We start from the raw sequence: 465 nt of genomic DNA on the forward strand, positions 1-465 counted from the left end.
GACTACAGGGGTATCTAATCCTGTTTGATACCCACACTTTCGAGCCTCAGCGTCAGTTACAGACCAGAGAGCCGCTTTCGCCACCGGTGTTCCTCCATATATCTACGCATTTCACCGCTACACATGGAATTCCACTCTCCCCTTCTGCACTCAAGTCTAACAGTTTCCAAAGCGAACAATGGTTAAGCCACTGCCTTTAACTTCAGACTTATTAAACCGCCTGCGCTCGCTTTACGCCCAATAAATCCGGACAACGCTCGGGACCTACGTATTACCGCGGCTGCTGGCACGTAGTTAGCCGTCCCTTTCTGGTAAGTTACCGTCACTGTGTGAACTTTCCACTCTCACACACGTTCTTCTCTTACAACAGAGCTTTACGATCCGAAAACCTTCTTCACTCACGCGGCGTTGCTCGGTCAGGGTTGCCCCCATTGCCGAAGATTCCCTACTGCTGCCTCCCGTAGG

1 rRNA gene is annotated in these 465 nt (G+C 51.4%); it reads right to left on the reverse strand.

Annotated elements, in window-relative coordinates:
• Nucleotides 1-465, reverse strand: a 16S ribosomal RNA gene (locus tag KGF48_RS19920); the annotation flags it as partial.

Origin of the sequence: Clostridioides sp. ZZV15-6388, assembly GCF_020657755.1 — a bacterium.
GTDB lineage: Bacteria > Bacillota > Clostridia > Peptostreptococcales > Peptostreptococcaceae > Clostridioides.